Genomic DNA, 1,910 nt, shown 5'->3' with positions numbered 1-1,910 from the left:
CGGGATCCGGGCTGTTTCGATTTCGAGGTGGCTTCCCTCGAGCTGTGTTGGACGGCGGATATCGATGCGGCCACGGGCAGGGCCACCGGCCTCACGCCAGTGCCGGGGTTTGTGCTCCGATGGCCTTGAACAGGTTGTGCACCAGGGCGTGGAAGGTGAATTCGGCGGCTGCTCGCTGTTGTCCTCGGCTGCTGAATCGTCGGAATCCGAGATTGTGTTTGGCGTGACCGAACGGGGTTTCGGCGATATGACTGCGGAGGCCGTAGAGCGCGGCACCGACCGGGGTCCGCAGTCGATGCGACATCGCCTCTTTCGGTGTCGCACCCGGTGGCGGTGGCCCGTCCACGGGCTTGTCGGCTGCGGCTTTCGATACCGCGGCGTGTGTGCCGATCGCGATCAACCGGTCGGGGCCGGGCGCGGTCAGATTCGACTCGGTCAGATACCCGGCATCGGCGAGCAGTACCCCGATCTCGTTGTCCACGTTCGGATCCCGATCGACACGAGCACTCGAGATGACGTCGGCGGCAGCGACGGCTTTGTCGAGCATCGAGGTGAAGGTGGTGCCGTCGTTGGGATTGTTGCCCACCGATGTGGCGATGATGATCCCATCGCTGGTGGTCACCGCCTGACAGTTGTAGCCCTGAATCCACCCACCACCACGCAACTGCATCGACCGCGACTCCGGATCGGTGACATTGCGTGTGGGTTCGACCTTCTTCGCTGGTGAGGTGACAGCAGATGCGGTGGCGGCCTCGACCGCGGCGCGCACTCGTTCCTGCTCCGCGGCTTTCGCGTCGGCGGCGGCGCGGTCGGCGATCGCACGGTCGAGGAAACGCTGCACACGAATGACTTTCGCGTTCTTCTCCACCGGCCCCGGTGCACGCCCCTTGGCTGAGCCTGCGGCCTTGTTCGCCTGATAGTTCTCGATCGTGGCCTGATGCCTGGCCCGCGCGTGGGCCAGGTTCATCTGCAATATTTCGACTCTGATCTCCGTCGGGGGTTTACCCCTGACCGGACCCGATTCCTCACGCCTGCGCAGATGGTTCGCCACCAGCGTCTCTCGCCGCGCCAGGGTCGCAATACGGAGATCGGACTTGTTCTTCTCGACCTGCTCCCGCTTCGCTGCTGTGTCCGCGTTGACCTTCTCGAGTTCTGCCAACGCCTGCGCGATACGCACCGCGCGAGTGCGTGGATCGGCCATCTCCTCGGGCACCTCGCCGCCGGACGAGCCCGGCCCGAACATCTCGTCCTCGCGCGCGTCGGCCGCAGCATGCTCGGCCGCGGCAGCCCGTGCGTGCTCGCGAAGTCGCTGCTCGGCTGCCTCGGCAGCCGCTGCGCGTAGTCCTTTCTCGGTGCGGTTGGCGCTCAGTGAGGCGTTGGAGGAGATCTTGACTCCGTCGAGGGCGACGACACCCAACCTGGCCAACCCCAGGTGCCCGCACAGCAGCAGTACCTGCGTGAACAAGGCCTCCATGTGCGAGGCGACGTCGGCACGGAAGCGGGAGATCGTCACATGATCAGGGGTGTTTCCGGCGCAGATGATCCTGAACGCGGCATCACGCCGACACATCCGCTCGAGTACCCGCGAGGATCGTTGCCCCTGAGCCCACCCGAAGATCAGTACCGTGAGCAACATGTCCGGGTCGTATCCCGCACGCCCGACACCACCGGTGCGGCGCACCGCATGCACCGCCGAGGTATCCAACGCGGCAACCACATCGATCACCGTGAACACCGGATCCGACACCGGTAACCACTCACGCATGTCCACCGGCAACAAGAACTGCTGATCCCGATCCACCGGGCGATACCCTTTGGCCACCACCACATTCTCCCAGCCCACCACCACCCGCTACAGCACAACACGCAGCAAAATCAACAAGGCCCAATTCGCAACAGCCCGGATCCCG

The 1,910-nt window shown here is 64.9% G+C and carries 1 protein-coding gene; it reads right to left on the bottom strand.

The features are described from left to right. Nucleotides 1-91 precede the first annotated feature (91 nt). Nucleotides 92-1,801, bottom strand: a complete 1,710-nt coding sequence (locus tag J1M81_RS24360) for a transposase (RefSeq protein ID WP_230593508.1) — start codon at nucleotides 1,799-1,801, stop codon at nucleotides 92-94. Between the last annotated feature and the right edge of the window lie 109 nt (nucleotides 1,802-1,910).

Origin of the sequence: Rhodococcus sp. KRD175 (genome assembly GCF_017168275.1) — a bacterium.
Lineage (GTDB): Bacteria > Actinomycetota > Actinomycetes > Mycobacteriales > Mycobacteriaceae > Rhodococcoides > Rhodococcoides fascians.
Note: the sequence above shows the minus strand (reverse complement) of the source record. Positions and strands in the feature narration are given on the sequence as shown.